Source organism: Streptomyces sp. NBC_00029 (assembly GCF_045160505.1).
Taxonomy (GTDB): Bacteria; Actinomycetota; Actinomycetes; order Streptomycetales; family Streptomycetaceae; genus Streptomyces.
In genome coordinates this window covers 6269367-6295391 of record NZ_CP108292.1, presented here as the reverse complement: position 1 = coordinate 6295391, position 26025 = coordinate 6269367, and the positions used below count along the sequence as shown (strand labels likewise).

Genomic DNA, 26025 nt, shown 5'->3' with positions numbered 1-26025 from the left:
ACCCGCCAGGCGCGATTCACTTGACACCGAGGTGAAAGCGGATCGGTTGGACTGGAGTGCGCTCGGGGCGCGCGCGGCGAGGAGTGCGCCGGGCAGCATCGGAGGCACCCGCGGCGGGACTGCCGGCAGAGGTCCCGCCGAGGTCGTCCCCACCGGCTTCGTAACCACCGGCACGTCCGACCCGTTGGAGGGGGCATGGGCATGGGCTTCACGATCGGCAGCAGCCGCGGCACCAAGGAGTTCCGCTCCGGCACCCGGCGCCGCGGCCGGACCTCGGAGTGCACGGCGGTGGCGGAGTACACCGGGCTGTGGGGCTGGGACGTGGTCCCCGGCGCGCGGGCCGCGGCGCCCGCCCGCGACTGCTCCTGCGGGGACGCCCGGTGCGCCGCGCCAGGGGCACATCCTCTGGCCTTCGCTCCCACGGTCCCGGCCGGCGCCACCCTGGACGAGGTGACCGAGGCCTGGAGCGGGTACCCGGGCGCCGCCGTCCTGCTCCCCGTGGGCCGCGTCTTCGACGTCATCGAGGTCTCCGAGGAGGCCGGGCGGCGTGCGCTGGTACGGCTGGAGCGGATGGGCCTGCCGCTCGGCCCGGTCATCGTCACCGCCGACGGCCGCGCGCAGTTCTTCGTGGCCCCGGGCGCCGCGGCCGAACTGCCGCAGCTGCTGTACCGGATGGGCTGGGACGACGCCGACCTCGATCTGCGGGCTTTGGGCCGGGGTGCCTTCGTGACCGCCCCGCCCTCCGACCGGGCCGGGCTGGGCCAGGTCGGCTGGCTGCGTCCGCCCGCGCTCGACTCCGCCGGGGGGCCGCCGCAGGCCAGGCTGCTGCTGGGGACCCTCGCCTACCTCTGCCACCGCTTCCGCCGGTAGTCGCGGCGGTCGCGGCCCGGGCCCGGGCCCAGAGCCCCGGGCCCGGGCCCACCGCACATGACGGCGCCCCCGGGTTCCGGCCGGAACCCGGGGGCGCAGGTGCCCGTAGGACCTCGCTCAGTCGCCGATCAGGGCGTCGACGAACGCCTCGGGCTCGAAGGGCGCCAGGTCGTCCGGACCCTCGCCGAGCCCGATGAGCTTGACGGGGACGCCCAGCTCGCGCTGGACGGCGACGACGATGCCGCCCTTGGCCGTGCCGTCGAGCTTGGTCAGCACGATGCCGGTGATGTCCACGACCTCGGCGAAGACCCGGGCCTGGGTCAGGCCGTTCTGACCGGTGGTGGCGTCCAGGACCAGCAGGATCTCGTCCAGCGGACCGTGCTTCTCCACGACGCGCTTGACCTTGCCGAGCTCGTCCATGAGGCCGGTCTTGGTGTGCAGGCGGCCGGCGGTGTCGATGAGCACCACGTCGGCGCCCTCGGCAATGCCCTCCTTGACCGCGTCGTAGGCGATCGATGCCGGGTCGCCGCCCTCGGGGCCGCGCACGGTACGGGCGCCGACGCGCTCGCCCCAGGTCTGGAGCTGGTCGGCGGCGGCGGCGCGGAAGGTGTCCGCCGCGCCGAGCACGACGCTGCGGCCGTCGGCGACGAGCACCCGGGCCAGCTTGCCGGTGGTGGTGGTCTTGCCGGTGCCGTTGACGCCGACGACCATGATCACACCGGGGGTGTCCTCGCCGCTCTCCGTCTTCACGACGCGGTCGAAGTCGGTGCCGACCAGGGTCAGCAGCTCCTCCTTGAGCAGGGCGCGCAGATCCGCCGGGGTGCGGGTGCCGAGCACCTTGACCCGCTCGCGGAGCCGGTCCACGAGCTCCTGGGTCGGTACGACACCGACGTCGGCGACGAGAAGGGTCTCCTCGATCTCCTCCCAGGTGTCCTCGTCGAGGTGCTCGCGGGAGAGCAGCGTGAGCAGCCCCTTGCCGAGCGAGTTCTGCGACCGGGCGAGACGGGCGCGCAGCCGCACCAGGCGACCGGCGGTGGGCTCGGGCACCTCGATCGCGGGCGCGGCCGGGACCTCGGGCTCGGGTTCGGCTACCGGCGCCGGGGCGGGAGCCGCGGCCTCCGGGAGTCCGACCTCCTCGATCGTGCGGCGCGGCTCTTCCGCCGTCTCTACGGCGTCCTCCCCCACCTGCGGCTCGGCAGGCGGGGCAGTGATGGTCGGCGTGCTCGGCGGTGCCGGGGGCGGCAGCTGCTTCTTCTTGCGGCTGCTGACCACGAGCCCGCTGATCACGCCGACCGCGACCAGGGCGATGACTACAGCAAGGATGAGGATGTCCATAACCCCACCAGTATCGGCCACGGCCACCCCGGAGCCGGGAAGCCGGGCGTTCCGGCCAGGAGGTAAGCCGCCGTTTATGGTTTTAGCGGCAAATCCATGATGATGGGCAACTTCCCCCATAACCTCCCCACGGAGCAACCGCATGCCTGCCGAGCACGCCGACGGCGCAGCCGACACCGCGATCGAGACCCGCGGCCTGGAACCCGTCCCGGACGGCGAGCGCGGCGGCCGGGTCCGCGAGCTCGTCCCCACCTGGGTCGCCGCCAACATCAGCGTGCTGCTGCTGACCATGGGCGCGGGACTGGTGATCTTCAACAAGCTGAACATCTGGCAGGTGCTCGTCGTCGCGGTCGCGGCGCCGGTCGTCTCGTACGGGCTCGTCGGCCTCATATCGATCGCGGGCAAGCGCGGCGGCGCTCCCGGCATGGCCCTGTCGCGGGCGGTGTTCGGGCAGCGCGGCAACCTCTTCCCGGGCGCCCTGATCTGGGTGGCCCGGTGGGGCTGGGAGACGATCAACGCGGTCAGCGGCGCCTACGCCGTACTGACCGTGCTCGACCTGCTGTTCGGGGTCCGCAGCAGCACCCCGCTCATCGTCGTCACCCTGCTGTTCTTCGTGGGCTGCACCTTCGTGGTCTCGGGTCTGGGCATCAGCGCGCTGCGGGTCTGCTCGAAGTGGTCGACGTACCTCTTCGGCGCCTTCAGCGTGCTCGTCCTCGGGTACCTCCTCTTCACCACCGACTGGTCCGCCGTCTTCGGCAAGCCGGCCGGCTCCAGCGCGATGATGATCGCGGGCATCGGCACGATCGCGGCCGGCGGCATCAGCTGGGTGCCCTCGGGCCCCGACTTCACCCGTTACCTGCCGCGCACCGCCTCCTCCGGGGCCATGGTCGGCGCGACGATCGGCGGAGCCGGCGTGGTCGTGCTCCCGATGGTCCTGATGGGTGCGGTGATGGCGGTCGGCACCCCGGACCTGGCCGGAGCGCAGGACCCGGTGTCCTTCATCGGCGAGCTGCTCCCCACCTGGATCGCCGTCCCGTACCTGCTGATCGCGCTCATCGGCATGCTGCTGATCAACTCGATGTCCATGTACTCGGCCGGCTTCACCGCACAGACCCTGGGGATCAAGGTCCCGCGCGCCTGGGCGGTCGGCGTCAACGCGATCATCAGCCTGGTCTTCGGTTTCCTGCTGATGGTGGTCGCGACGAGCTTCTTCGGCTCGTTCATCTCCTTCCTGACGCTGCTGGCGGTGGCCTTCTCCGCGTGGATCGGAGTCTTCGGCGTGGACATGCTGCGCCGCACGGCCTACGACGGGCCCGCGCTGCTGGACACCACACGGACCAGCGCCTACTGGTACAAGGGCGGCTTCGCCTGGCAGGCCATGACCGCGTGGGCGCTGGCCCTGCTGATGGGGCTGCTGTTCACCGAGGTGGACTGGTTCGGCGGGCCGCTCGCCGGCACGTGGATCGGCCGCAACGGTCTGGGCTGGGTGGCGGGCATCGTGACCTCGGGCGTGCTGTACGCCGTCCTGCCGCGCACGGCGGCCACCGGCCCGGCCCCGTCCGCGGCGCCGCAGCCGGCGGCCGGGCACCGGCCCGAGCCCGAGTCCGAGCCCGCCGGATCCCTGTCCAACTGACGCCACGTCAGCTAACGTCCCCCTTCGCCCGCCCACCACATCCGGCGAAGGGGGACTTCTCCATGCCCATCACCGTGGCCCGGTTCAATCTCGTCGACCCGAACGGCACCCCCGAGTCCCTCTCCGCCCGCTACAGGGCGGCGCTGGAGATGGCCCGGTACGCGGACGACCGCGGGATCGACACCATCCAGACCGAGGAGCACCACGGCACCGACAACAACTGGCTGCCGTCCCCCTTCGCCTTCGCGGGGGCGGTCTTCGGCGCCACCCGCCGGATCGCCGTCACCGTCTCGGCGATCATCGGCCCGCTGTACGACCCGCTGAAGGTGGCCGAGGACATCGCCGTCCTCGACCTGCTGAGCGGCGGCCGCCTCGTCACGGTCGCGGGCATCGGCTACCGGCCCGAGGAGTACGAGCAGCACGGCGTGGAGTGGGGCCGGCGCGGCCGGCTCCAGGACGAGCTGCTGGAGACCCTGCTCAAGGCGTGGACCGGCGAGCCCTTCGAGTTCCGCGGCCGCACGGTACGGGTCACCCCGACGCCGTTCACCCGGCCGCATCCGCTGCTGCTGGTGGGCGGCAGCTCCGAGGCGGCGGCCCGGCGCGCGGCCCGGCTGGGGCTGCCGTTCTTCCCCAGCGCGCACCTGCCGGAGCTGGAGGCGTACTACACCGCGCGGCTGGCGGAGTACGGCACGGAGGGCTTCTGCATGATGCCGGCGGCCGAGACCCCGCTGCTGCACATCGCCGAGGACCCGGACCGGGTCTGGGCGGAGCACGGTGAGCGCTTCCTGCACGAGGCGGGCATGTACGCGTCCTGGCAGTCCAAGGACATCCGCAGCGCCGTACGGTCGGCCGCGCGCTCGGTGGCGGAGCTGCGCGCGGAGGGCGTGTACAGGATCCTCACCCCGGACGAGGCGGTCGCGTACGGCCGGGCCGCGGGCGAGGCGGGGAACCTGGTCCTGCACCCGCTGTGCGGCGGGATGCCGCTGGACGAGGGCTGGCGCAGCCTGCACCTGCTCTGCGAACAGGTACTGCCCCGGCTCAAGGACTGAGCCGGGGCAGTAGCGAGGAGAAGGGGTATTGGCGGGGGTGGTTACCCCATCTCCTCCAGCGCCTTGCCCTTGGTCTCCGGCACCCACTTGAGGATGAACGGGATCGAGAGCAGGGCGAAGAACGTGTAGATCATGTAGGCGCCCGAGAGGTTCCAGTCGGAGAGCGACGGGAACGTGACGGTGATGACCCAGTTGGCGATCCACTGGGCGGCGGCGGCCACACCGAGGGCGGCGGCGCGGATGCGGCCGGGGAACATCTCACCCAGCAGCACCCAGACCACCACGCCCCAGGAGAGGGCGAAGAAGAGGACGAAGAGGTTGGCCGCGACCAGGGCGGTGATGCCCTGCGCGTGCGGCAGCGAGATGTCGTCGCCGGTTCCGGTCTTGAACGAGAAGGCCCAGGCCGCCGTGCCCAGCGACAGCGCCATGCCCACGGAGCCGATGAGGGCGAGGGGCTTGCGGCCCAGCCGGTCCACGAAGATCATCGCGATGACCGTACCGATGATGTTCACGACCGAGGTCTCGAAGGAGTACAGGAACGAGGAGCTCGCGTCGATGCCGACCGACTGCCACAGCGAGGAGCTGTAGTAGAAGATCACGTTGATGCCGACCAGCTGCTGGAAGACCGAGAGGCCGATGCCGATCCATACGATGGGCAGGAAGCCGAAGCGGCCGCCGAGCAGGTCCTTGAAGGTGGACTTCACCTCGGAGCGCATGGAGTGGTCGATCTCGCGGATGCGGGCGTCGACGTCGATGCCGGAGCCCTCGACCTCGCTCAGGACCTTCTTGGCCTTCTCCGTGCGGCCGACCGAGACGAGGAAGCGCGGGGACTCGGGGATGACGAAGGACAGCAGGCCGTAGATCACGGCCGGCACGACCATCACACCGAGCATCCACTGCCAGGCCTCGAGTCCGCCGATCTCACCGCGCTGGTCGCCGCCCGCGAGGTTGAGGATGGCCCAGTTGACCAACTGCGAGACGGCGATGCCGATGACGATGGCTGCCTGCTGGAAGGAGGCGAGCCGGCCGCGGTAGGCGGGCGGGGAGACCTCGGCGATGTAGGCGGGGCCGATGACGGAGGCCATGCCGATGCCGAAGCCGCCGATCACACGCCACATGGCGAGGTCCCAGAGGGCGAACGGCAGGGCCGAACCGATGGCGCTCGCGGTGAACAGGACGGACGCGATCTGCATGCAGCGGATGCGGCCGATCCGGTCGGCGAGGCGGCCCGCGGTGGCGGCGCCGATGGCGCAGCCGATCAGCGCCGCGGCGATCACCTGGGCGAGCGCCGCCGAGCCGACGTCGAACCGTTCGCGGATCGCGACGACGGCTCCGTTGATGACGGAGCTGTCGTACCCGAAGAGGAAGCCGCCCATGGCCGCGGCCGCGGCGATGAAGATGACGTGGCCGAGGTGCTCGGGGTGGGGGGAGGATCCGCCGCCCGGTGCCGAGGCCCGCGATGTGCTGCTGGTCAAGGTGTGCTCCGTGGGGGTTTGGTCCGTCCTCACAGTGGCGCACAGTTCAAGATCGGGCACCACTCGAAGGCGGGAGACAGCGGAGCGAGCCTATGCGTTCAGTTTCTGAAGTCAATACCTGGCGTAAAGTTCACGTGTTCCCCGGAGATACGGGACATTGGATTCACTTATTGAAGTGAATCGAGTCAACGGAGCCGCTGACTGATGACCTTGGACACCCCGTCCCCCTGCATCGAGACGCCGTAGAGCGCGTCCGCGACCTCCATCGTCCGCTTCTGGTGCGTGATGACGATCAGCTGTGAGCTCTCCTGCAGCTCCTCCATGATCCGGATCAGCCGCTGCAGGTTGGTGTCGTCGAGCGCGGCCTCGACCTCGTCCATCACGTAGAACGGGCTGGGGCGCGCCTTGAAGATGGACACCAGCAGCGCCACGGCGGTCAGCGAGCGTTCGCCGCCGGAGAGCAGCGACAGCCGCTTGACCCTCTTGCCCGGCGGGCGGGCCTCCACGTCCACGCCGGTGGCGAGCATGTTGTCCGGATCGGTCAGGATCAGCCGGCCCTCGCCGCCCGGGAACAGGCGCGAGAACACCCCCTCGAACTGCCGGGCCGTGTCCCGGTACGCCTCGGTGAACACCTGCTCGACGCGCTGGTCGACCTCCTTCACCACTTGAAGGAGATCGGCTCTCGTCTTACGGAGATCCTCCAGCTGCTCGCTGAGGAACTGGTGGCGCTCCTCCAGCGCCGCGAACTCCTCCAGCGCGAGCGGGTTGACCTTGCCGAGCTGCTGGTAGGCGCGCTCGGCCGCCTTGAGCCGCTTCTCCTGCTGGGCCCGGACGAAGGGACCGGGACGGTTGCGCGGGTGCTCCGGATCCTCCGGCAGCGCCTCGCCCTCGGCGGCCGGGGACGGGGGCACCGGCTGGTCGGGGCCGTATTCGGCGACCAGGGCGGCGGCCGCCGTGCCGAACTCCTCCAGCGCCTTGGCCTCCAGTGCCTCGATGCGCAGCCGCTGCTCGGCCCCGAGGACCTCGCCGCGGTGGACGGAGTCGGTGAGCTTGTCCAGCTCCCCCTTCAGCTCCCGGCCGCGGTTGCGCGCTTCGCCGAGCTCCCGCTCCGCGAGGCCCTTCGCCCGTTCGGCCCGCTCGCGCTCCTCGTCGGCCCGGCGGAGCGAGACCTCCACGTGCGCGAGGAGCTGCCGGGAGCCGTCGGCCACCGCCCCGGCCACTTCCGCCTCGTGGCGCAGCCGCGCCCGGCGGCGCTCGGCACGGGCCCGGGCCTCGCGTTCCGCCCGGGCCCCGCGGTCGAGCGAATCCGCCCGTCCGGCCAGCGCCCTCACCCGCTCCTCATGGGTCCTCAGCTGGAGCCGGGCCTCCATCTCGGTCTGCCGGGCATTGGCCCCGTCGGCCGCGAGCCGGTCCCGCCGGGAGCCGTCCGGCTCCTCGTCCACGGGCATCTCCTCGGCGGTGGCGAGCCGCTCCGCGCACTCCGCCACCTCGGCCAGTGCCTGCTCCAGCGCGTCCTGTGCCTTCGCCGCGGCGGCGGCGCTGCGCTCTGCCTCGCCCGCGGCGCCCTTCGCCTGCCCGGCGAGCCGCCCGAGCTGCTGGGCGACCCCGGCCCGGGCCTGTTCCGCGGCGCGCCGCCGGTCGGCGAGCTCGTCGACCAGGGCGGCCGCGTCCTGGCCGCGGGCCCGGGCGGCGGCCTGCGCCTCGCCGAGCTCCTCGCAGCGCACGCCCAGCAGCGTCAGTTCGGCCGCGGCCTCGTCGACGGCGGCCTGTACCTCGATCAGGCTGGGCGCCCCGGCGGAACCGCCGTGCGCGAGGTGCGCCCCGAGCACGTCACCGTCGAGGGTCACGGCCACCGCGTCGGGCCGCTCCGCGACGAGTGCCTCGGCCTCGTCCAGTGAGGCGACCACGACGTGGTCGCGCAGGACCCACCCGACGGCCCGCAGCAGCTCCGCGTCCCCGCCGACCAGGCCGGCGGCAGGTACGGGCGCACCCGCGGGCCCGTTGCCGGGCGCCGGGGCAGGGGCAGGAACCTGGGCAGCGGAGGCGGACCCGCCCGGGCCCGCCGACAGGTGCGCCGCGAAGGCGGGCAGATCTCCGTCCCGGGAGGGGGCCGGACGGGGGACGGCTCCCCCGGTCGCGGGCCCGGTCGCGGTCCCGGTCGCGGATTTGGAACCGGCCTCGGCTCCGTCACCGCCGCCGTCCCCGCTCCCGGGGCCGGCCGAGGCCTGGCCCGGGAGGGCGGGCGCCGCCGGGGCGATCAGCAGGGTGGCGCGGCCCGCGTCCGCCTCGCGCAGATGGCGGATCGCTCCGGCCGCCGCCCCCGGGGAGGCCACCGCCAGCGCGTCCGCGGCCGAGCCCAGCGCCGCGGCCACCGCGACCTCGTACCCGGGGGTCACCGAAAGCCGCTCGGCCGCCGGTCCCAGCAGCCCGGCCAGCCGCTCCCGCGCTGCGAGCAGCGCGCCCGTACCGTCCTTGCGGCGCAGCCCCAGCGCGAGCGCGTCCCGCCGCGCCGAGACGGCCGCCCGTGAGCGTTCCGCCCCGGAGAGGGCGTCCCGCGCGGCCGACAGGCCCGCCTCCGCCGCCGCCAGCTCCGCCCGCGCGGCCTCGTGGTCCGTGTCGGCCGACGGGTCCTCGAGCCCCCCGACCTCCTCCGCGAGCGCCTCGTACTCCTCCTGCGCGGCGGCGGCCCGGGACTGCGCCGCGTCCCGCGCCGCGACGAGCCGGTCGATCTCGGCCTGCGCCGCCCCCGCGCGGGAGCGGGCCGCGCCGAGCCGGCCGGTCAGCCGGGCCAGCCCCTCGCGCCGGTCGGCGATGGCCCGCGCGGCGTCCCGAAGGCGCCGTTCCTCCTCGGCCAGTGCCTGCTCCAGCTCGGCCCGGTGCTCGGAGGTGTCCTCCAGCGCCCGCGAGGCCGCCTCCAGGGCGGCCGTCAGTTCCGCCTCCTGCTCGCGGATCCGCGCCGCCTCCCGCTCCATGCTCTCGGGGTCCCTCGAATCCGCGCCGCGCCGCTCCTCCTCCGCCGGCGCCGTCGCGCTCCTGACCCGCGCGTCGGCCAGGGACGCGGTCCCCCGGACGCGTTCGGCGAGCTGCGACAGCTCGTACCAGGTCTGCTGCGCCCTCGTGAGCCGCGGCGCCAGTTCCCGTACCGCCTCCTCCAGCTCCGCCTCGCGCCGCAGCGCACCCGCGAGCTGGGCCTCGGCGGCCTCCTTGCGTTCCTTGAGCGCCGCCTCGTCCGCGATCTCCGCGTCGAGCGTGCGCCGCAGCGTGACCAGGTCGTCGGCGAGGAGCCGCAGCCGCGCGTCGCGCAGGTCCGCCTGGATCACGGCCGCCCGCCGCGCGACCGCCGCCTGCCGTCCCAGGGGCTTGAGCTGGCGTCGCAGCTCGTCGCCCAGGTCCTGGACGCGCGCGAGGTTGGCCTGCATCGCGTCCAGCTTCCGCAGCGCCTTCTCCTTGCGCTTGCGGTGCTTGAGTACGCCTGCCGCTTCCTCGATGAAGGCGCGCCGGCCCATGGGATCGGCGTGCAGTACGGAGTCCAGCTGGCCCTGTCCGACGATGACGTGCATCTCGCGGCCGATGCCGGAGTCGGAGAGCAGTTCCTGGATGTCGAGCAGGCGGCAGGTGTCCCCGTTGATCTGGTACTCGCTGCTGCCTCCGCGGAACATGATCCGGGTGATGGTGACTTCGGCGTAGTCGATGGGCAGCGCGCCGTCGGAGTTGTCGATCGTCAGCGACACTTCGGCGCGCCCGAGCGGCGGACGCCCGGTGGTCCCGGCGAAGATGACGTCCTCCATCTTGCCGCCGCGCAGGGACTTGGCCCCCTGTTCCCCCATGACCCAGGACAGCGCGTCCACCACATTGGACTTGCCGGAGCCGTTCGGGCCCACGACACAGGTGATACCGGGCTCGAAGCGCAGGGTGGTGGCCGACGCGAAGGATTTGAAGCCACGCAGGGTCAGGGACTTGAGGTGCACGCCGCCGGACTCTACCTTTCGCGTTCGGTTTCACCCATGAAGGTGCTGGGCACAACTGACGCCAATGGGATCAGGCCCCCCACCTGGCCCTGTGGTCCATCGCGTGACGGGGAGGGGAGGGGCCCGGGAAAGAAAGAAGGGACGCCGAAGCGTCCCTTGCAGATCATGCGGGGCTGGAGTCAAGCGACGAGTGAGCGCGGGTCAGGTGAGCGCAGGCTCCGCCTGGGGTACGTCGATGTCGATGCTGCCGAGCAGCGAGTCTCCGTCGTGCTGAGCGGCGGCCGCGTTCAGCGCGTCATTTTCGGACTGAATCCGTACGAGCTCGGACTCGAGGTCCTGGACGCGCTGCTGAAGCCGTCGCATCTCGGCGAGGAGTCGCGGGTCGGAACCGCCGACGTAACCGAGAAGCGCCTTTGCCATGATGGATGGTCCTCCACACTGAGTGACCGACCGAAGCGGTGTGGGTCGTGAGGGAATCGCACCCGCGGATGTCCGGCAGCGACTGACAGTCACTGCGCTTACTACTGCCAACACTGCCAAACAGCTCAGGTGCGCGGGGCTTCCAGCGTCTCACCAAAAAGTTTGACGGTCAACACGATCACGCCCCGTATCGGCGGGCACCCCGGCCCCCGCAAGGGATGTGGAGATCATCCTCATCTCCGAGCCTTCCACGGATCGCCCCCGTCGGCAACGCGTCGACGACGAATGCCCAGTTCCGACCGTGTGCGGCCGCTCGGAGATGTGATGAGTGCATGATCAGGCGATCGGTCACCGCATCCCGAATCCGTCGTAGCCACCGCGCGGTGTGCCCCAGATCTCTGTCACTCCGTCCACCCGGCCGGGCGTGTCGGAGGACCGCAGCCAGTCGAGCAGCCGGTGGCAATTCTCACGTTGACCTTCGGCGACCACCTGCACCCGCCCGTCGTCGAGGTTGAGCGCGAAGCCGACGACCCCGCCGATCTCCAGAGCGTTCTCCCTGGTGAACCAGCGGAAGCCCACTCCCTGCACACGACCGCGCACCCAGGCGATCAGGCGGACATCTTCATTCATGCGTGAACGCTAACCGGGCGGGCACTTTCGGGACACATCGCCCCCCTGGCCCCATGGCGTACAGTCGCGCACCAATGAACTCACCCATTTGGGTGGGTAAGGGATGATCTTGATCCGGCAAGGAAGGCTCGCTCCGATGGGACGTCACCGACTCCCCGCCCCGCCGCACGGCGGCGGCGGCAAGCGCGGCACCGTTCTGCGCACCGGCCTGCTGGGCGTCTCGGTGGCCGTGGCCCTCGGCACGGCGGCCGTCACCACCGGCATGGTTCCGGTCGGCGGCTCCTTCCCCTATGTGGGTGTCAGCGCCACGGACGACCCCACCGCGGCGGCCAAGGCCTCGCCCGATCCCGATGCGGCAATGGAGCAGCAGGGCGGTCTCGCGAACCTCTCCGGCCGCGCCTCCGCGGGCACCGGCGCGGGCAGTGCCTCCCCGAAGCCGTCCGCTCCCGCCTCCGCGTCCGCCTCCCCTTCGGCGTCCCCGAGCTCTTCGCCCAGCTCTTCGCCGAGCTCCTCCCCGAGCCCGAGCAGCTCCCCCGCGGCCTCCCCGTCCGCCGCGCCGAGCGCCTCCCCCACGCCGGCCCCTTCCACCAAGGCCCCGCGCACGCGCCCTGCCGCTCCGCCCGCGCCGGCCACCCCGGTCGCGCCGGTCGTCCCGGCGCCGCCCTCCAAGAGCCCGGCGCCTTCGGTGTCCGCCACCCCGGCGCCCCGGCCGCCGCTGGACGGCCACTCCGCGGAGGAGGCCGCCGTCGTCGAGCTGGTGAACCAGGAGCGCGCACTGGCCGGCTGCGGCCCGGTGCGGGCCAATCCGCCGCTGGCGACGCTGGCCGGGGCCTTCAGCCTGGACATGGCGAACCGCGGCTTCTTCGGCCACGACGACCCCGACGGCAACACGCCCTGGGACCGAGCCGCCAAGGCCGGCCTCTCGGGCCTCGGCGGCGAGAACATAGCCCGCGGCCAGGGTGACGCCGAGGCCGTGATGAAGGCCTGGATGAACAGCCCGGGCCATAAGGCGAACATCCTCAACTGCGAGTTCCGCACGCTGGGCGTCGGCGCCCACTTCGCCGCCGGCGGCCCCTGGTGGACGCAGGACTTCGGCTTCTGACGGCGAGCCCGGTCGGGACCGGGCACAGGGCCCGGACCGCTGCGGCTCAGACCGCGGCGGCTCAGACCGCCGCGTCGGCCAGGGCCGCGCGGCCCGCGATGACGATGCGGGTCTGCTCGGCAACGCGCCGGCCCAGGTGCTCGGCGGTCGCGATGTCGGCCTTGTGAACGGCGTCCGCACCTTCGTCGGAGTTGGACTGGGCGGCGGCGCCGGCGAAGAAGCCGAGACGGTTCAGGTCGTTCTCGGAGGCCGTGCTGGAGTTCCAGCCCGGCTTCAGGCCCAGGTTGACCCAGCTCATGCCGTGCTGCGCGGCCAGGATCTGGAAGAACTGCAGGGTGTGCAGCTTGTCGCCGCTCTTGGACGCCGAGTTCGTGAAGCCGGCCGCCACCTTGTCCTGCCAGGCGTCACCGAACCAGCGCTTCGAGCTGGCCTCGGCGAAGACGTGGAAGGCGCCGGAGGCGGTACCCATGTAGGTCGGGGAGCCGAAGACGATCGCGTCGGACGCGTCGAGCAGCTCCCACTGCGCGTCGTCGATCTCGTCGACCTTGATCAGGTGGACGGTCGCCCCGGCGTCCACGGCGCCGGCGCGGACTGCCTCGGCGACGACGGCGGTGTGGCCGTAACCGGAGTGGTAGGCGATCGAGACGACGGGGGTGTGCGTGATTGCGGACAAGGCTGATCTCTCCCTCGGGGGAACTCTCGCCGCAGCACGGGGTGTGGTGCGACGAGAGAAAGAGAATCACTAACTTTTAGAAAGCGCAACCCACGAGTTAGCGCTGTAGGGGCGTACGCTGGTCCGCATGGAGACCCCCGCCTGCACCGATGCCCTGGAGACCGGGCAACCGTTCGACGTCTTCGCGCGCGCCTGCCCGTCCCGGGAAACCCTGGAGCACGTCACCGGCCGCTGGGGCAGCCTCACTGTGGGAGCCCTGCGCGAGGGCCCGTGCCGCTTCAACGAGCTGCGCCGCCGGGTGGAGGGCGTGAGCGAGAAGATGCTCTCGCAGACCCTGCACGCGCTGGAGCGCGACGGCATAGTCAACCGCGAGGCGCAGCCGACCAACCCGCCGCGCGTCGACTACGAACTGACCCCGCTCGGCGCCGAGGTCGCGGACCGGCTGCTCGCACTCATCCACTGCCTGGAGGGGAGCATGCCGGCGGTGCTGACCGCCCGGGAGTCCTACGACGCCACGCGCGGCGGCCGCTGACAGCGCGGACAGAAGTAGCTCGACCTGTTCATCCACGGGCGGCGGCGCATGGGGGTGCCGCAGCGCCGGCAGGGTTCGTCCTCGCGCCCGTAGGCGTCGAGCGAACGGTCGAAGTAGCCCGACTCGCCGTTCACGTTGACGTAGAGGCTGTCGAAGCTGGTGCCGCCGACGTCGAGCGCGGCGTTCATGACGTCGCGGACATGCCCGAGGAGTTCCGTGCTCCGGGGGCGCGTGAGGTTGGCGGTGGGGCGCTCGTAGTGCAGCCGGGCGCGCCACAGCGCCTCGTCCGCGTAGATGTTGCCGACCCCGCTGATCAGGGACTGGTCCAGCAGCGCCCGCTTGACGGTGGTCCGTCTGGCGCGCAGTGCGAGGTGGTAGGCCACCTCGTCGAACAGCGGGTCCAGGGGGTCCCGCGCGATGTGCGCGATCACGTCGGGCAGCCCGTCGGCCGTGTTCTCGTGCAGGGAGAGCCCGCCGAAGGTCCGCTGGTCCACGAAGCGCAGCTCCGTCCCCGCGGCGCCCGTGGCGGAGCCGCTGCCGGAATCAGTGAAGCGCACCCTGATCCGCAGGTGCTTCTCGTCGGGGGCGCCCTCGGGCTGCACCAGCAGCTGCCCGCTCATCCCGAGATGCCCGAGCACGGACAGGTCCCGGCCCTCCAGCGGCAGCCACAGGTACTTCCCGCGCCGCTGCGGCACTCCGACGGTCTCCCCGCGCAGCCGCGCCGCGAAGTCGGCGCCGCCGCCCGGATGACGCCGCACCGCCCGCGGGTGCAGGACCTCGACGGCCTCGACGGTCCGTCCGGCCACCCAGCGCTCGAGCCCCCGCCGCACGACTTCGACTTCGGGCAACTCGGGCACGGGGCACCTCCGGTGGGAGTGGATCTGACGCTCCCGGCGAGCGTACCGGCCGCCGGAAAACGGAACCGCCCGCCCCTGCGAGGCAGGGGCGGGCGGGTGGATCCCGAAGGAAGGGTCAGGCGTCCGGCGCCGAGTCGGCGGGCGTCGGCACCCCGCCGTCCACGGCCTCGGCCGAAGCCGATACCTCGGCCGGAGCGGCGGCGGCGACGGCTGCCGCCGCGGTCCGCTCGTCCGCGGCGGCACGGATTCCGCGCCATGCGGACTCCGCAGCCTGCTGTTCCGCTTCCTTCTTGCTGCGGCCGGTGCCGGTGCCGTACGAGACACCACCGACGCGAGCGGCAGCAGTGAAGGTCTTCTCGTGGTCCGGACCTGTCTCGGAGACCAGGTACTCGGGCACGCCAAGGCCTTCGGCCGCCGTGAGTTCCTGGAGACTGGTCTTCCAGTCCAGGCCGGCCCCGAGGTTCGAGGACTTCTCGATGAGCGGGTCGAAGAGCCGGTGAACCAGCTCCGAGGCCGCGTCGAGGCCCTGATCGAGGTAAACCGCGCCGATCACCGCTTCAAGGGTGTCGGCGAGGATGGAGGCCTTGTCCCGGCCGCCCGTGCCCTCTTCGCCCCGGCCGAGCCGGATGAAGGAGCCGAGTTCGAGGCCGCGCCCGACCTCCGCCAGTGCGCGCGAGTTGACCACCGCGGCCCGAAGCTTGGCCAGCTGGCCTTCGGGGAGATCCGGGTGGGTCGTGTACAGCGTGTCCGTGACCACCAGTCCCAGCACGGAGTCCCCGAGGAACTCCAGGCGTTCGTTGGTGGGCAGACCGCCGTTCTCGTACGCGTACGAGCGGTGGGTCAGTGCACGCACCAGAAGGGCGGACTCGAGTTGATACCCGAGCCGCCCTTCCAGAAGCGTGTGGGACGAGGCCGCGTTGTTACTGTCTGCCTGCTTCTCAGCGTTGGACAGCTCAGACATTGCGCCTCTCACCAGCCGCTCAGACCTCGAGGACCTGGCGCTTGTTGTAGGTGCCGCAGCTCGGGCACGCAATGTGCTGGAGCTTCGGCTCCTGGCAACGCTCGCACGAAACCAGGGTGGGGACCGCAGCCTTCCACTGCGACCGGCGGTGGCGCGTGTTGCTGCGCGACATCTTCCGCTTCGGAACAGCCACGGCTACTTCTCCTGCTTCTCGGCGGCGCCCTGAACTCCGTCAGAGGCAGTGCCGCTCATGTTGTCCTTCTCGTCGTCCTGATCGGTCACGACGAGTCCCTGCAATGCCGCCCAACGGATGTCGACGGCGTCATGGTGGTGGTCCGGGTCGTCGTTCAGGCTGAGCCCGCAATCGGGGCACAGTCCGAGACAGTCCTCCCGGCACACCGGCTGCATGGGCAGTGCAAGCACCACCACATCCCGCAGCACGGGTTCGAGGTCGAACAAGCCGTCCTCGAGGTAGAGCGTGTCCTCGTCGTCCTCGGCGTCGTCGGCCGGTTCCGCCTTGGAGCGGCTCCGGTCGTCGGCGTCAGGGTACGAGAACATCTCCTGGAAGTCCGCCTTGAGCTCGCGCTCGACGGACTCCAGACACCTTACGCACTCCCCTACGGCCGACGCACGGGCGGTGCCTGTGACAAGCACCCCTTCCATGACCGACTCCAGGCGGAGCCTGAGCTTCACCGGGGCGCCTTCCGGCACTCCGATGACGCCGACGAGACCGAAGTCCGCCGGTGCCGCGATCTCACGGGACAGCCGCTGCATGGCACCAGGACGCCGGCCCAGCTCGTGCGTGTCGAACACGAGGGGGTTGCGGTGGTCGAGGCGGGTATTCAGGGCCGTTCCTGCTTTCACAGATCGCTGAAGATCAAAAATTCCGCCGCCCCAGGGCAGCATGGATCGCGGTGCATACGCGCGACCGAAGAGCCAGGATACCCGCAGCGGCGCCCAGTGCCCAATCCGGGCCTAGCGCCCCTGTTCGTACTGACGCAGCTGGTCCAGGTTGATCATGCTGGTGTCGAACAGGCTGGTCTCGTCGAGCGAGGGCTGCCCGGCCTGTGCCTGCTGCTGGCCCTGCTGGTGGCCCTGCTGCTGGTAGGCCGCGTAGGGGTCGGGCTGCTGCTGGTAGGCCGCGTACGGGTCCGGCTGCTGCTGGTAGCCGCCGTACGGGTCCTGGTAGGCGTACGCGTCCTGCTGCTGGGCGGCGGGCTGCGCCGGCTGCTGGTAGGCGTACGTGTCGTACACGGGCTCCGGCTGCGCCGGGATGGGCGCCTGCACGTGCAGCGGCTCCGGCTCCGCCAGGCCCGCCAGGAAGTCCGAGTCGCTCGCCGAGCGGGAGGACGGTCCGCCCGCGGCGTCCTGCGCGGCCATGTGCACGCCCAGGTCGTCCGAGGGGACCCGGCCCAGGAGCTTCTGCCGGCCGCGGCCCACGGCCTCCAGGGTCTTGGAGAGCACCGCCTCGAAGGTCGCCAGTTTGGTGTCCACGTAGGCGTCGGCCTGCTGCCGCTGCGTCTGCGGATCATCGCTGCGCTCGGGCGCGTCCATGTCCGGATAGCCGTGCTCGTCCAGGCCCGGGCCGCGGCCCAGGAGCTTCTCGCGGCCCCGGTCCACCGACCCGATGGTCTTGCTCAGCACGACCTCGAAGTTCGCGAGCTTGCTGTCGACGTAGTCGTCGGCCTCGGCCCTGATCTCCTCGGCCTCCCGGCGGGCCTCGTCCAGGATCCGGTCCGCCTCGGCCTGGGAGCGCCGCGCGATCTCGGTGTCGGAGATCAGCGAACCGCGCTGGTTGTGGGCCGCGTCGATGATCCGCTCCGCCTCCCGGCGGGCCTCCTCGACCATCTGCTCGCGGCCGCCGATGAGCTCCTGGGCCTGCGCGAGCGAGCCGGGCAGCGCCTCGCGCACCTCCTCGAGCTGCGCGAGCAGCTCGGCGCGGTTGATCACGCAGGAGGCCGACATGGGCATGGACCGGGCGCCGCCGACGGCCGCGACGATCTCGTCGAGCTTCTTCTGCACGTCCATGGGGCTCGCACTCTCTCGGCCTCAGGCGGTTCCTGAGACGGACGGGACGACTGTAAGGCCACCGGGCGGGCCCCCGACACTGCCTGACAGCCCGTCAGTTGCTCAGCGGTTGCGCAGCCGCTCCAGGAGCGCCGCGTGGACGTGCGCCGGCAGCAGGTGGGCGACGTCGCCGCCCCAGGTCGCGACCTCCTTGACCAGCGAGGAGGACAGGAAGCTGTAGGTGGGAATGGTCGGGACGAACAGTGTGTCGACGCCCGACAGGCCCATGTTCATCTGGGCCATCTGCAGCTCGTAGTCGAAATCGCTGACCGCGCGCAGGCCCTTGACGATGGCCGGGATGTCCCGCTGCTTGCAGAAGTCGACGAGCAGGCCCCGGAAGGCCTCGACCTGGATGTTTCCGTAGTCGGCCGTCGCCTCGCGGATCAGCTCCATCCGCTCCTCGACGGTGAACAGGCCCTGCTTCGTCTCGTTGATCCCCACGGCGACGTGGACGACGTCGTAGAGCCTCGAGGCGCGTCCGATGATGTCGAGGTGTCCGTTGTGGATGGGGTCGAAGGACCCCGGACAGACGGCGCGGCGCAACTGAACTCCCTCGTTCATGAGTCTTCGCCGGTGAAAGCGGCGCGGCCGTACCACAGGGTGCCCTCACCGTACTTGCGCGACCGGAGCGGCTCGAAGCCCTCGGGCCACGGGAAGGCACCGCTCCTGGTGCTGCGCTCCACGGTGACGAGCGCATCGTCCGTGATCCAGCCATTGGACCGGAGTGTGAGGAGGATCTCCTGCAGGTCCGCGCTGTCCGCGGCGTACGGCGGGTCCAGGAAGACGATGTCGTACGGGTCCCCGGCGGCCCGGGCCGCCACGATCTGCTCGGCCTTGCCGGCGCGGAACTCCGCACCGGGCAGGCCCAGGGTCCGGATGTTGTCCCGGATCGCCTTGGCGGCCTTGGCGTCGGCCTCGACGAGCAGGGTGTGGGCCGCGCCCCGGGAGAGGGATTCCAGGCCGACGGCGCCGGAGCCGCCGTACAGGTCGAGAACCCGGGCCCCTTCGACGCCGTGCAGCGACTCCCAGGTCGAGAAGAGGCCTTCGCGCATCCGGTCCGAGGTCGGCCGGGTGCCGGTGCCGGGGGGCACGGCCAGCCGTCGCCCGCGGGCACTGCCGGCGATCACGCGGGTCATCTGGGGTCCTTCGGTGCGGCGGTGGGTGGAGTGCCCCGGCGCTGCCGCGGCACTCCAACGATAGGTCGTGCAGCTCAGCCCTTCTCCAGGTACTGCTCGCGCTCGGTGTCCAGCAGGGCGTCCAGCGCGGTCCGCAGGCCCGGCAGGCCCTCCAGGGCGGGGTCCTCGGCGACGACGCGGGTGGCCTCCTCCCGTGCCTCGGCGATGACCTCCTCGTCCTCGATGACGGCGAGCATGCGCAGCGAGGAGCGCACCCCGGACTGGGCCTGGCCGAGGACGTCTCCCTCGCGGCGCTGCTCCAGGTCGATCCGGGAGAGCTCGAAGCCGTCCAGGGTGGCGGCGACGGCGGCCAGCCGGGCCCGGGCGGGGCTGGCCTCGTGCATCTCGCTGACCAGCAGGCACAGGCCGGGCGCGGAGCCGCGGCCGACGCGGCCGCGCAGCTGGTGGAGCTGGGAGACGCCGAACCGGTCCGCGTCCATGATGACCATGGCGGTGGAGTTGGGGACGTTCACCCCGACCTCGATGACGGTGGTGGCGACCAGCACCTTGACCTCGCCGGCGGCGAACCGGCGCATGACGTCGTCCTTGTCGGCGGGGTCCATCCGGCCGTGCAGCACCTCGACGCTCATCCCGGCCAGGGGTCCGCGCGTGAGCTGCTCGGCGATCTCCACGACCGCGAGCGGCGGCCGCCTGTCGCCGTCGTCCTCGGCGGCCTTCTTCTTCGGGTCGTCCTCCCCGTCGCCGATGCGGGGGCAGACCACATACGCCTGGTGCCCCTTCTCGACCTCCTCGCGGACCCGTTCCCAGGCCCGTGCGAGGAAGTGCGGCTTGTCCTTCGAGGGCACCACGTGCGTCGCGATCGGGGAGCGTCCGGCCGGCAGCTGGTCGAGGACGGAGGTCTCCAGGTCGCCGAAGACGGTCATGGCGACCGTGCGCGGGATCGGGGTCGCGGTCATGACCAGCAGGTGCGGGGGCTGCTTCCCCTTGGACCGCAGCGCGTCGCGCTGCTCCACCCCGAAGCGGTGCTGTTCGTCCACGACCACCAGGCCGAGGTCGTGGAACTGCACCTTGTCCTCGATCAACGCGTGCGTGCCGATCACGATCCCGGCCTCACCGGTGACCAGGTCGAGCAGTGCCCTGCGGCGGGCGGGCACGCCCATGGAGCCGGTGAGCAGCACCACCTTGGTGCCCTGGTCGGAGCCGCCGAGCATGCCCCCCTCGGCGAGCTCGCCCATCATCTCGGTGATGGAGCGGTGGTGCTGCTGCGCGAGCACCTCGGTGGGCGCGAGCATGGCCGCCTGCCCGCCGCTGTCGACGACGGCGAGCATGGCCCGCAGGGCCACCATCGTCTTCCCGCTTCCGACTTCGCCCTGCAGGAGGCGGTGCATGGGGTGGCTGGTGGCCAGGTCGTCGAAGATCTCCTTCGAGACCTTCTGCTGGCCGTCGGTGAGGGTGAAGGGCAGCTTGGCGTCGAACGAGTCGAGCAGGCCGCCGGGGACCGGGCGGCGGGGGACGGCCGGGAGCTGGGAGTCGGCGTGGCGGCGGCGGGCCAGGGCGACCTGGAGGACGAAGGCCTCGTCCCACTTCAGGCGCTGGCGGGCGTCCTCGATGTCGGCCTTGGTGCCCGGCCGGTGGATCTTCAGGAGGGCCTCGGTGAGCGGGACCAGCCCGCGGCCCTCGCGCAGGGCGGGCGGCAGCGGGTCCACGGCCTCCTGGGCGCTGGGCAGCACCGCGTCCACGCACTTGGCGATCTTCCAGGACTCCAGCTTCGCGCAGGCCGGGTAGATCGGGATGAGCTGATGGGCGAAGGCGGTCGCGGCGTCCCGGTCGGAGGCGTCGGCGCCGAGCGGCTCGTAGGCGGGGTGGGAGAGCTGGAGCTTGCGGTTGAACATGCCGACCTTGCCCGCGAACATGGCGCGCGTCCCCGGCAGCAGGTCCTTGTGCGGCTTGTGGACCCCGGCGCCGAAGAAGACCAGCTGGAGCCGGCCGCTGCCGTCGGTGATGGTCACTTCCAGACGCTTGCCGCGGCCCCCGTTGAAGGTCAGGATCCGGGCGTCGGCGACCTGCGCGACGACGGTCACGTGCTCGTCGATCTGATCGGCGAGCTCGGCCAGCGAGGTCAGTTCACCGCGCTCCGCGTACCTTCTCGGGTAGTGGTGGAGGAGGTCCAGGGCCGTGTGCAGGCCGAGCTGCTCGGCCAGCACCTTGGCGGTGGCGGGTCCGAGCGTCTTCTTGAGGTCTTCGTCGAGCGCGGGCACGTGTTCCATTGCACACCATGGCGCTGACAAGCCCGCTATTCCACCCCGATGAGGAGCGGCGCCGAGTACCGGCCGCCGTGGTAGGTGACGGTGTCCACGGCGAGGTGGCCGTGCTGGACGTACGCCTCCAGGCGCTCGGCCACGGCGTCCGGCACGTCGGGTCCCAGGACCAGGGTGACGAGTTCGCCGCCGGAGCCCAGCATCCGGTCCAGGACGGCCTCGGCGGTCTCGGTCAGGTCCGAGCCGATGACCGCGACGTCCCCGTCGATGAGGCCGAGCACGTCGCCGGCCTGGCAGATGCCGGCCGAGGTGAAGGACTGCCGTTCGGCGACGGCCAGTTCCCCGTACCGGGTGGCGCCCGCGGCCGCCGTCATGGCGACCACGTCCTCGTCGAAGGTGCCCTCCGGGTCGTGCACGGCGAGGGCGGCCAGGCCCTGCACAGCGGAGCGGGTGGGGATCACGGCCACCCGCACGCCCTCGGCGCGGGCCTGTTCGGCCGCCGCGGCCGAGGCGGCGCGCAGCTCGGCGCCGCCCTGCAGGAGCACCACCTCGCGGGCGTGCGCACGGCGGACGGCGTCGAGGAGTTCGGCGACGGCGGGTGCCTGCCCGGGGCGCACGAGCACGGTGGTCGCGCCCGCCTCCCCGCACAGTCCGGCCAGCCCCTCACCGGGGACGACGGCGACCACGGCGCGCTGGGCGCGCTCGCCCCGTGCCCGGCGCCGTTCGTCCCCGAAGTGCGTGATCCGTATGCGGTACGGCCGCCCGGCCACGACTCCGGCCTCCACGGCCGCGCCGGGATCGTCGACGTGGACGTGGACGTTCCACAGCCCGTCGCCGCCGACCACGACCAGTGAGTCGCCGAGCCCGTCGAGCCGTTCGCGCAGTTCGCCGACCGCCGCCTCGGAGGCCTCCAGCAGGTAGATCACCTCGTACGCGGGTCCGTCGTCCTCCTGGGCACAGGGTTCGGGCGTCTGCGGCACGGGCACGGCCCGGCCGCGTACCGGTTCGGCGGCCGGCTCCTGGCCGGACAGTGCCTGCCACAGGGCCCCGAAGACGACGACCAGCCCGCAGCCCCCGGCGTCGACCACCCCGGCCCGGCCCAGCGCGGCGAGCTGCCCGGGGGTCTCGGCGAGGGCGGCGCGCGCCCCGTCGTAGGCGGCGCGGGCCACCTCGACCGCGGTCCCGGCGGCGGCTGCGACCGCCTCGCCGGCCCGGGCGGCGGCTCCGGCGACGGTGAGCATGGTGCCCTCCACCGGGTGCGCGACGGCCTCGTACGCCTCCTCCGCGGCCCGGGTGAGCGCCCGGGCCAGCAGCCCGCCGGACACCGGTTCCCCGGGCTGCGCTCCGAGTACGTCGGCCACTCCGCGCAGCAGCTGCGCCAGGATCGTCCCGGAGTTCCCGCGGGCGCCGACGAGCGCACCGTGCGCCCAGGCCCGTACGGCCTGGTCGACGGAGGTCCGTGCTGTGCCCTCGGTCACCTTCGCGAAGGTCTCGGCCAGCGCGAGGTCGGCCGATTCGGCGGTGAGGTACAGGTTGGTTCCGGTGTCCGCGTCGGCGACCGGGTAGACGTTGATCGCGTCGATGTCCTCGCGGGCCCGGCCCAGTGCGGCCAGGGAAAGCGAGCTCCAGGTGCGCACCGCTTCGGCGTCGAGCACGTCAGGTGACTGCGGCTGCTGCTCGTGCGGCACCGGGCGTTCCTCCTTGTGCGGGCCAGGGTTCACCGCAGGGTAACGAAGGACTGCCCGGACGTCCGGACCGCGGGGCGGGGGCATCGGCAGCCATGGTAGTTTTCTTGGACGGACGCAGTCGTTGTATGCTGCTCCGGTTGCCCGGCGAGAGTCGGGCCATTCCCCCGGCAAACCACTTCAGACCTCTGAATCCGGTGCGCCGGTTTCACTGTAATTGCATCTGAAGTCTTGGAGTGACCTGTGGCTGCCAACTGCGACGTTTGCGCCAAGGGGCCGAGCTTCGGCAACAACATCTCCCACTCGCACCGCCGCACCTCGCGTCGCTGGAACCCGAACATCCAGCGCGTCCGTGCCGTGGTCAATGGGACGCCGAAGCGCCTCAACGCCTGCACCTCGTGCATCAAGGCCGGCAAGGTCTCGCGCTGACGCCTCCCGTCGTAGCGCAGCCCTTTCCGGTTGCCAAAAAGGCCGGTTCACCTCTGGTGAACCGGCCTTTTGCCTTGTCCGGTGCGGCTCAGCGCCACTGCCAGGCGTGATCCACCGGGCCGATGCCCCCGCCGAGCGCGAAGCCGGCGGCGATGGCGCCCGTGACGTACTCCTTGGCGGCGGTGACGGCCTCCGGGACGGGCAGTCCCTTGGCCAGGCCCGCCGCGATCGCGCTGGCGAGGGTGCAGCCGGTGCCGTGGGTGTGCCGGTTGTCGTACCGGGGGGCGCGCAGCCACCGTTCCTCGGTGCCGTCGGTGAGCAGGTCCACCGCCTCGTGGGCGTGCGCCGCGAGGTGGCCGCCCTTGATCAGCGCCCACCGGGGCCCGTGACCGAGGATCGCGTCGGCGGCCCGCCGCATGTCGTCCTCGCTCTCCACCACCACGCCCGTGAGCCGGGCCACCTCGTCCAGGTTGGGGGTGGCCACGGTGGCCCGCGGCAGCAGCTCCTTGCGTACGGCGTCCAGCGCCGAGTCGGCGAGCAGCGCGTCCCCGTGCTTGGAGACCCCGACGGGGTCCACGACGGCCGGGGCCCGGGTGTCGGCCAGCAGCGCGGCGACGGTCTCCACCAGGACGGCGGACGAGAGCATCCCGGTCTTCACGGCCCGGACGCCGATGTCGTCCACGACGGCCCGGTACTGGGCCGTGACGGCCTCGGCGGGCAGCTCCCAGGCTCCCCGTACCCCGAGCGAGTTCTGTGCCGTCACGGCGGTCACCACGCTCATGCCGTGCACACCGAGCGCCAGCATGGTCTTGAGGTCGGCCTGGATGCCCGCACCGCCGCCGGAGTCGGATCCGGCGACGGTCAGGCACAGCGGCGGGGCGGCGCTCACAGCGTGCCGTCCTGGGGGGCCGGGTCGGCCCCGAAGTGGTCCCAGCCGCCGGTACTGGTCCAGGGCGCGCCGTCCACGGTCACCTGGGGCAGCGCGGAGCGGTTGAGCACCTCGCCGATGACCTTCCAGCGGGCGGGCAGCTTCACGTCGGGCGGGAAGGTCGCCACGATGGCGTGGTCCTCTCCCCCGGTGAGCACCCACTGCAGCGGGTCCACGCCGACGGCCTGCCCGATGTCGTGCATCTGGGTCGGGATGTCGACGGCCGCCGAGCGCAGGTCGATCCGTACCTTGCTGGCATCGGCGATGTGCCCGAGGTCGGCGATCAGGCCGTCGCTGACGTCGGTCATGGCGGTGGCACCGAGTCCGGCGGCCGCGGGGCCCGCGTGGTACGGCGGTTCGGGTCGCCGGTGCGCCTCGACGAAGGCACGCGGGGAGCGGAAGCCGCGCGAGAGCACGGCGAAGCCGGCCGCGGACCAGCCGAGCCAGCCGGTGACGGCGACGACGTCGCCGGGCTGGGCGCCGGAGCGCAGGACCGGTTCGTGGTTGCGCAGGTCGCCGAGGGCGGTGATGGCGACGGTGATGACGTCACCGCGGACGACGTCCCCGCCGACCACGGCCGCGCCGGCGACCTGGCACTCGTCGCGGATCCCGTCCATGAGCTCGGTGGGCCAGGTGACCGGGAGTTCGGCGGGGACGACGAGGCCGAGCAGCAGCGCGGTCGGCACCGCGCCCATGGCGGCGATGTCGGCGAGGTTCTGCGCGGCGGCCTTGCGGCCGACGTCGTAGGCCGTGGACCAGTCGCGCCGGAAGTGCCGTCCCTCCAGCAGGATGTCGGTGCTCGCCACGACCCGCCGGTCGGGGGCGGACACCACCGCGGCGTCGTCGCCCGGTCCGAGCCGGACGGCCGGGGTGGTGGTGAGCCGTGAGGTGAGCTCCCTGATCAGCCCGAACTCCCCCAGCTCGCCGACAGTGCCCTTCATCGCTGTGCCCCTTCTTGCCCAGTCCGCTTGCGGTCGCGAGCCGTCTCAGCTCTGGGTACCGTCAACAGATACGTCAACTTCTGCTCTCCGTACGCCCCGCTGTGCGTGGCGCCGGGCCCGCAGGTCTCCCCGCGGCGCACGGCGACGCGGTACCGTGGCGTCCCTTCTTCCCCCGGCCCTGTCCATCGTGTGGGGTCCACCCGAAGATTAGGGGAAATGATCCTCGTGGCCGCCCTGGAGGTTCCGTGGTACAGGCGTACATCCTTATCCAGACCGAAGTGGGCAAGGCGTCGTTCGTCGCCGAGTCCATCGGCCAGATCCCGGGGGTGATCCAGGCCGAGGACGTGACGGGCCCGTACGACGTGATCGTGCGCGCCCAGGCCGACACCGTGGACGAGCTCGGCCGCATGGTCGTCGCCAAGGTCCAGCAGGTGGAGGGGATCACCCGCACCTTGACCTGCCCGGTGGTCCATCTGTAGCCCCCGTCTACTCTTGGCCGGTGATGTCACTCCACCGCCGGCCCCTCCCTGTCCGCGCACTGTCCGCGCTGCCCGCCTCGATGGCCGTCATGGCCGTCGCGGCGTGTACCCCGGGCGGATCCGAGGCCCGGGTGGACCCTCCGCCCACGCCGCCCGCCGCCGTCGCGAAGCTCTGTGCGGCACTGCACGAGAAGCTTCCGGAGACGGTGGCCGGCCTGGCGCGGACCAGAACCGAACCGGAGTCCGACCTGACCGCCGCGTGGGGCGGCTCGGCGATCGTACTGCGGTGCGGTATCCCCAAGCCCCCCAAGATGGCCGATCCGAAGCAGGACGGCGTCCATGTGAACGGAGTGGCCTGGCTGCTGGAGGAACGCGACGCCGCGTCCGGCGGGGGATTCCGGTTCACCTCCGGGCTGCGGCTGGCGTACACGGAGGTCCAGGTCGACAAGGAGCATGCCACGGACGCGGGGATGCTCGTCGGCCTGTCCACGGCGGTCTCCGCGACCGTGCCCGAGGGCATCGCCTCCTACTGAGCACCCCTCGCGGGGTACCGGGCACACCGCCGCCCGCCGGCCACGCCCTCGGGGGCGGGCGGCG

At 72.0% G+C, this 26025-nt stretch carries 25 protein-coding genes; 8 read left to right on the top strand and 17 right to left on the bottom strand.

The features are described 5' to 3' along the window. Nucleotides 1-201 precede the first annotated feature (201 nt). Nucleotides 202-870: a bifunctional DNA primase/polymerase gene (locus OG753_RS29560; RefSeq protein ID WP_405790787.1), complete on the top strand. Its 669-nt coding sequence runs from the start codon at nucleotides 202-204 to the stop codon at nucleotides 868-870. Nucleotides 871-987: 117 nt separating this feature from the next. On the opposite strand, the gene ftsY is transcribed toward OG753_RS29560, so the two are convergent. Next, entirely contained in the window at nucleotides 988-2205 is a 1218-nt protein-coding gene (gene ftsY / locus OG753_RS29555; protein ID WP_327264650.1) for a signal recognition particle-docking protein FtsY, read from the bottom strand. A gap of 142 nt (nucleotides 2206-2347) precedes the next feature. On the opposite strand from ftsY, the gene OG753_RS29550 reads away from it, so the two are divergent. Together OG753_RS29550 and OG753_RS29545 are read left to right on the top strand one after the other, a co-directional pair. Beyond that, nucleotides 2348-3838, top strand: coding sequence for a purine-cytosine permease family protein (locus OG753_RS29550; RefSeq protein WP_405790785.1), 1491 nt, complete (start codon nucleotides 2348-2350; stop codon nucleotides 3836-3838). Nucleotides 3839-3900: 62 nt separating this feature from the next. Next, nucleotides 3901-4887, top strand: a complete 987-nt coding sequence (locus OG753_RS29545; RefSeq protein ID WP_327264648.1) for an LLM class flavin-dependent oxidoreductase — start codon at nucleotides 3901-3903, stop codon at nucleotides 4885-4887. A gap of 41 nt (nucleotides 4888-4928) precedes the next feature. Here OG753_RS29545 and OG753_RS29540 read toward each other — a convergent pair whose 3' ends face one another. The 4 genes from OG753_RS29540 to OG753_RS29525 all read right to left on the bottom strand — a co-directional run bounded on the left by OG753_RS29540 (nucleotide 4929) and on the right by OG753_RS29525 (nucleotide 11380). Then, a complete protein-coding gene (locus OG753_RS29540; protein ID WP_327264647.1) occupies nucleotides 4929-6362 on the bottom strand; it encodes a sugar porter family MFS transporter in 1434 nt (477 codons plus the stop codon). 185 nt (nucleotides 6363-6547) lie between these two features. Beyond that, nucleotides 6548-10330 (bottom strand): AAA family ATPase, encoded by a 3783-nt coding sequence (locus OG753_RS29535; protein WP_405790783.1) that lies wholly within the window; start codon nucleotides 10328-10330, stop codon nucleotides 6548-6550. Nucleotides 10331-10531: 201 nt separating this feature from the next. After that, on the bottom strand, nucleotides 10532-10750 hold the full coding sequence (locus tag OG753_RS29530; RefSeq protein WP_030012524.1) for a hypothetical protein: 219 nt from the start codon (nucleotides 10748-10750) through the stop codon (nucleotides 10532-10534). A 348-nt stretch (nucleotides 10751-11098) separates the two neighbouring features. Beyond that, on the bottom strand, nucleotides 11099-11380 hold the full coding sequence (locus OG753_RS29525) for an acylphosphatase (RefSeq protein ID WP_150259703.1): 282 nt from the start codon (nucleotides 11378-11380) through the stop codon (nucleotides 11099-11101). Nucleotides 11381-11516: 136 nt separating this feature from the next. On the opposite strand from OG753_RS29525, the gene OG753_RS29520 reads away from it, so the two are divergent. Beyond that, the gene (locus tag OG753_RS29520) at nucleotides 11517-12482 is read left to right on the top strand and encodes a CAP domain-containing protein (RefSeq protein ID WP_405790781.1); all 966 of its coding nucleotides are present in this window, start codon (nucleotides 11517-11519) and stop codon (nucleotides 12480-12482) included. 61 nt (nucleotides 12483-12543) lie between these two features. Here the strand turns inward: OG753_RS29520 and OG753_RS29515 are convergent, their stop codons facing one another. After that, on the bottom strand, nucleotides 12544-13155 hold the full coding sequence (locus OG753_RS29515; protein WP_327264644.1) for a flavodoxin family protein: 612 nt from the start codon (nucleotides 13153-13155) through the stop codon (nucleotides 12544-12546). Nucleotides 13156-13282: 127 nt separating this feature from the next. Here OG753_RS29515 and OG753_RS29510 point away from each other — a divergent pair, with 127 nt between their 5' ends. Further along, nucleotides 13283-13687, top strand: a complete 405-nt coding sequence (locus OG753_RS29510) for a helix-turn-helix domain-containing protein (protein WP_327264643.1) — start codon at nucleotides 13283-13285, stop codon at nucleotides 13685-13687. On the opposite strand, the gene mutM is transcribed toward OG753_RS29510, so the two are convergent. The 9 genes from mutM to OG753_RS29465 form a co-directional block, all read right to left on the bottom strand. Further along, nucleotides 13660-14544, bottom strand: a complete 885-nt coding sequence (gene mutM, locus OG753_RS29505) for a bifunctional DNA-formamidopyrimidine glycosylase/DNA-(apurinic or apyrimidinic site) lyase (protein ID WP_405790780.1) — start codon at nucleotides 14542-14544, stop codon at nucleotides 13660-13662. The genes OG753_RS29510 and mutM overlap by 28 nt on opposite strands. 115 nt (nucleotides 14545-14659) lie before the next feature. Further along, nucleotides 14660-15505 carry a ribonuclease III gene (gene rnc / locus OG753_RS29500; RefSeq protein WP_327264641.1) on the bottom strand — a complete coding sequence of 282 codons (846 nt, stop codon included), beginning with the start codon at nucleotides 15503-15505 and terminating at the stop codon, nucleotides 14660-14662. A gap of 19 nt (nucleotides 15506-15524) precedes the next feature. After that, nucleotides 15525-15698: a 50S ribosomal protein L32 gene (gene rpmF / locus OG753_RS29495; protein WP_003965982.1), complete on the bottom strand. Its 174-nt coding sequence runs from the start codon at nucleotides 15696-15698 to the stop codon at nucleotides 15525-15527. A 2-nt stretch (nucleotides 15699-15700) separates the two neighbouring features. After that, nucleotides 15701-16411 (bottom strand): YceD family protein, encoded by a 711-nt coding sequence (locus OG753_RS29490; RefSeq protein WP_405790778.1) that lies wholly within the window; start codon nucleotides 16409-16411, stop codon nucleotides 15701-15703. A gap of 69 nt (nucleotides 16412-16480) precedes the next feature. Beyond that, entirely contained in the window at nucleotides 16481-17533 is a 1053-nt protein-coding gene (locus OG753_RS29485; protein WP_327264639.1) for an ATP synthase F0 subunit B, read from the bottom strand. A 102-nt stretch (nucleotides 17534-17635) separates the two neighbouring features. After that, nucleotides 17636-18115: a pantetheine-phosphate adenylyltransferase gene (gene coaD / locus OG753_RS29480; RefSeq protein ID WP_327266950.1), complete on the bottom strand. Its 480-nt coding sequence runs from the start codon at nucleotides 18113-18115 to the stop codon at nucleotides 17636-17638. Between the two features lie 14 nt (nucleotides 18116-18129). Beyond that, complete coding sequence (gene rsmD, locus OG753_RS29475) at nucleotides 18130-18708, bottom strand: 16S rRNA (guanine(966)-N(2))-methyltransferase RsmD (RefSeq protein ID WP_383199089.1); 579 nt, start codon at nucleotides 18706-18708, stop codon at nucleotides 18130-18132. Between the two features lie 74 nt (nucleotides 18709-18782). Then, nucleotides 18783-20975: an ATP-dependent DNA helicase RecG gene (gene recG, locus OG753_RS29470; protein ID WP_327264637.1), complete on the bottom strand. Its 2193-nt coding sequence runs from the start codon at nucleotides 20973-20975 to the stop codon at nucleotides 18783-18785. Nucleotides 20976-21001: 26 nt separating this feature from the next. After that, nucleotides 21002-22738, bottom strand: a complete 1737-nt coding sequence (locus OG753_RS29465; protein ID WP_327264636.1) for a DAK2 domain-containing protein — start codon at nucleotides 22736-22738, stop codon at nucleotides 21002-21004. Between the two features lie 156 nt (nucleotides 22739-22894). On the opposite strand from OG753_RS29465, the gene rpmB reads away from it, so the two are divergent. Then, nucleotides 22895-23080 (top strand): 50S ribosomal protein L28, encoded by a 186-nt coding sequence (rpmB, locus tag OG753_RS29460; RefSeq protein WP_007266795.1) that lies wholly within the window; start codon nucleotides 22895-22897, stop codon nucleotides 23078-23080. 88 nt (nucleotides 23081-23168) lie between these two features. Here the strand turns inward: rpmB and thiD are convergent, their stop codons facing one another. Next, a complete protein-coding gene (gene thiD / locus OG753_RS29455; protein ID WP_405790777.1) occupies nucleotides 23169-23969 on the bottom strand; it encodes a bifunctional hydroxymethylpyrimidine kinase/phosphomethylpyrimidine kinase in 801 nt (266 codons plus the stop codon). Then, a complete protein-coding gene (locus OG753_RS29450) occupies nucleotides 23966-24949 on the bottom strand; it encodes a thiamine-phosphate kinase (RefSeq protein ID WP_327264634.1) in 984 nt (327 codons plus the stop codon). Before OG753_RS29450 ends, thiD begins: the two co-directional genes overlap by 4 nt. A gap of 245 nt (nucleotides 24950-25194) precedes the next feature. On the opposite strand from OG753_RS29450, the gene OG753_RS29445 reads away from it, so the two are divergent. Further along, on the top strand, nucleotides 25195-25428 hold the full coding sequence (locus OG753_RS29445; protein WP_030028650.1) for an Lrp/AsnC family transcriptional regulator: 234 nt from the start codon (nucleotides 25195-25197) through the stop codon (nucleotides 25426-25428). A gap of 23 nt (nucleotides 25429-25451) precedes the next feature. After that, entirely contained in the window at nucleotides 25452-25961 is a 510-nt protein-coding gene (locus OG753_RS29440; protein WP_327266949.1) for a DUF3515 domain-containing protein, read from the top strand. Nucleotides 25962-26025: the final 64 nt, after the last annotated feature.

Bases quoted from the DNA above. Each gene is read 5' to 3' on its own strand.
- OG753_RS29560 (WP_405790787.1), top strand. From the start codon at position 202: ATGGGCTTCACGATCGGCAGCAGCCGCGGCACCAAGGAGTTCCGCTCC.
- ftsY (WP_327264650.1), bottom strand. From the start codon at position 2,205: ATGGACATCCTCATCCTTGCTGTAGTCATCGCCCTGGTCGCGGTCGGC.
- OG753_RS29550 (WP_405790785.1), top strand. From the start codon at position 2,348: ATGCCTGCCGAGCACGCCGACGGCGCAGCCGACACCGCGATCGAGACC.
- OG753_RS29545 (WP_327264648.1), top strand. From the start codon at position 3,901: ATGCCCATCACCGTGGCCCGGTTCAATCTCGTCGACCCGAACGGCACC.
- OG753_RS29530 (WP_030012524.1), bottom strand. From the start codon at position 10,750: ATGGCAAAGGCGCTTCTCGGTTACGTCGGCGGTTCCGACCCGCGACTC.
- OG753_RS29525 (WP_150259703.1), bottom strand. From the start codon at position 11,380: ATGAATGAAGATGTCCGCCTGATCGCCTGGGTGCGCGGTCGTGTGCAG.
- OG753_RS29520 (WP_405790781.1), top strand. From the start codon at position 11,517: ATGGGACGTCACCGACTCCCCGCCCCGCCGCACGGCGGCGGCGGCAAG.
- OG753_RS29510 (WP_327264643.1), top strand. From the start codon at position 13,283: ATGGAGACCCCCGCCTGCACCGATGCCCTGGAGACCGGGCAACCGTTC.
- rnc (WP_327264641.1), bottom strand. From the start codon at position 15,505: ATGTCTGAGCTGTCCAACGCTGAGAAGCAGGCAGACAGTAACAACGCG.
- OG753_RS29490 (WP_405790778.1), bottom strand. From the start codon at position 16,411: ATGCTGCCCTGGGGCGGCGGAATTTTTGATCTTCAGCGATCTGTGAAA.
- OG753_RS29485 (WP_327264639.1), bottom strand. From the start codon at position 17,533: ATGGACGTGCAGAAGAAGCTCGACGAGATCGTCGCGGCCGTCGGCGGC.
- rsmD (WP_383199089.1), bottom strand. From the start codon at position 18,708: ATGACCCGCGTGATCGCCGGCAGTGCCCGCGGGCGACGGCTGGCCGTG.
- recG (WP_327264637.1), bottom strand. From the start codon at position 20,975: ATGGAACACGTGCCCGCGCTCGACGAAGACCTCAAGAAGACGCTCGGA.
- OG753_RS29465 (WP_327264636.1), bottom strand. From the start codon at position 22,738: ATGCCCCCGCCCCGCGGTCCGGACGTCCGGGCAGTCCTTCGTTACCCT.
- OG753_RS29450 (WP_327264634.1), bottom strand. From the start codon at position 24,949: ATGAAGGGCACTGTCGGCGAGCTGGGGGAGTTCGGGCTGATCAGGGAG.
- OG753_RS29440 (WP_327266949.1), top strand. From the start codon at position 25,452: ATGTCACTCCACCGCCGGCCCCTCCCTGTCCGCGCACTGTCCGCGCTG.